General features: G+C 55.0%; 2 protein-coding genes. One reads left to right on the top strand and one right to left on the bottom strand.

What is annotated here, in order from left to right:
• A partial coding sequence (locus tag B3P58_RS12215) for a hypothetical protein (protein ID WP_286717774.1) occupies window positions 1-827 on the bottom strand: 827 nt, incomplete at its 3' end.
• A 444-nt stretch (window positions 828-1,271) separates the two neighbouring features.
• On the opposite strand from B3P58_RS12215, the gene B3P58_RS12210 reads away from it, so the two are divergent.
• A partial coding sequence (locus B3P58_RS12210; RefSeq protein WP_286717772.1) for a UvrD-helicase domain-containing protein occupies window positions 1,272-2,443 on the top strand: 1,172 nt, incomplete at its 3' end.

Genomic DNA, 2,443 nt, shown 5'->3' with positions numbered 1-2,443 from the left:
TCGGCCCCGACCAGCGCCCCGGTACGGCTGTCAAACTGGGGCTGGTATTCAAGGTAAAACTCATCACGCTGCAAGGCCAGATGAATACCGCTCAGCAGGCTCAGGCCGGTGTCCTGCTGGCGCCATTCGAACTGGGCTTCCTGTACCAGTCGTTCCCGGGCAATCTGTTGTACACCTTCCTGCAATACTGCACTCAGGGCAGAGAAACCGCTGATACACAATGGTGAGCTGTGGTACACCACCCAGGGGCGGTCGTCATCGTCCGGCTGCAGTGGCAGCCAGTCGGCATGGAGTTCGTAGTAATTGTCACTGACCACAACCAGCTGATCATCCAGTATGCGGCCGATAATGGCTCCGGCGGGGGCGCGCCGGCTGATGGTGCGTTCAAATTCCTGCTGAATACTTTCCCGTTGCTGCCAGCTGTCACGGTCATGCTGATGCCGTAACCAGCGGCATTGCAGCACCTGCAGATAATAGCCATGGTCTGCCTGGGTCAGTTGCTGGCGCAGGCGGGTAAAAAAATCATTGCGCTGTAAGGGTGCCGGAATGTTGCTGAGTACCTGCTGTTGCAGAGGCCCCAGGCTCTGGAAAAAACGCTGACGATTAAAATCATCCAGCGCCAGCCAGTGTCCGGACGGAGGCAGTTGATCACGGTGTTTAGTGGTGGAAATAATCAGGCAGGGCAGGTGTGGCGGAAGTTGGGTAAGCCATTGTTGCTGGGCAGTTGTAAAGGTGTCTATCAACAGTACTGCAGCTTGCCAACCGTCGCCTGAAGGGGGCAGGGCAGACGTTGAGAGCGGATTCAGGAACAGGAATTCCGTTCGCATAGCGTCCTGCCTCTGATGTTGACCCAGCCAGTGTTGCAGGTCTCCGAGGCGCTGTTCGCAGGTGCTCAGAATCAACAGATTGAGCCTGGACTGATGTGGTGAAAATTCCATAAAACCCGAACTGAATTAGGTCTGGTATGTGTCTGCCCGTAAGGCGACGCCCGGTTGTGTGACCTCCGTATTGTTGCCGGAATGGCAATATACGACGCGATCCATAACCATTTCTTTTAATAATCAGTGTTTATATATAGGACATTTCGGGTTGTGTGTCTCCTTTTGTGGCAGAAAAATATCCTTCAGGGACAAAGACTTGCGTACCAGAGTCCGCAGCGATGGTGATAAAAGCAGTGACAGTTGTGCCTGTTCGCTGTCCGAGTCACGTTGCGGCGGATTCCAACCATGCGCTGAGCTGTTAGAATGCCCGCCCGTCAGAGAGGTAAGCCCGTGGTCGATCTAAGTCAGCTCAATCCCCGTCAGAAAGAAGCCGCCAAATATGTGGATGGCCCGCTGCTGGTACTGGCCGGTGCTGGCTCCGGCAAGACGTCGGTGATTACCCGTAAGATTGCTTACCTGATCGGTGTGTGCGGTATCAAGTCGTACCATATCGCCGCGGTAACCTTTACCAATAAAGCCGCGCGCGAGATGAAAGAGCGGGTGATGTCGCTGGTGGGTAAAGGCGGTGCCAAGGGCTTGACGGTATCGACCTTCCACAACCTCGGCCTGAATATCATCCGCCATGAGCTGACCACCGCCGGTTATAAAAATGGTTTCTCAATTCTTGATCAGGATGACTGCAAAGGCATTATCCGCGACGTGATGCACCGTGAACACGGTGACGACGGCGATATGATCGAGCTGGTGCAGAACGCCATCTCCAACCTCAAAAACGATCTGATCACCCCCGACCATGCCATCAAAGTGGCATCGACTCCGCAGGAATTGCTGATCGCCCAGACCTACAGCGTTTATCAGCGCATGCTGAAAGCCTATAACGCGGTGGACTTTGACGACCTGATCATGGTGCCCACGGTGCTGTTCCGTGATCACCCGGAAGTGCTGACCCGCTGGCAGAAGAAGATCCGCTATCTGCTGGTGGATGAGTATCAGGACACCAATACCAGCCAGTACGAGCTGGTGAAGCTGCTGGTGGGTCACCGCACCGGTCTGACGGTGGTAGGTGACGATGACCAGTCGATCTATGCCTGGCGTGGTGCCCGTCCGGAAAACCTGTCGCTGCTGAAAAAAGACTTCCCGACGCTGAAGATCGTTAAGCTGGAGCAGAATTACCGCTCCACCGGCCTGATCCTGAACGCCGCTAACCGCGTGATCGACAACAACCCGCACGAATTCGAGAAAAAGCTGTGGTCCGATATGGGCTACGGCGACCCGATCAAGATTCTTAAATGCCGCAACGACGAAGTGGAAGCCGAGCGCATTGCCACCGAAATCGTCGAGCGCCGCCTGCGTTATGGTTGTGGCTACCGCGATTTTGCCGTGCTCTATCGTGGTAACCACCAGTCGCGTGTGATCGAGATGAAACTGCAGGCCTATCAGGTGCCGTACAAACTCAGCGGAGGCCAGTCGTTCTTTGGCCGCAACGAGATAAAAGACATCAT

This window comes from Thalassolituus sp. UBA2009 (genome assembly GCF_002335285.1).
Taxonomy (GTDB): domain Bacteria; phylum Pseudomonadota; class Gammaproteobacteria; order Pseudomonadales; family Oceanobacteraceae; genus Venatoribacter; species Venatoribacter alkanivorans.
Note: the sequence above shows the minus strand (reverse complement) of the source record. Positions and strands in the feature narration are given on the sequence as shown.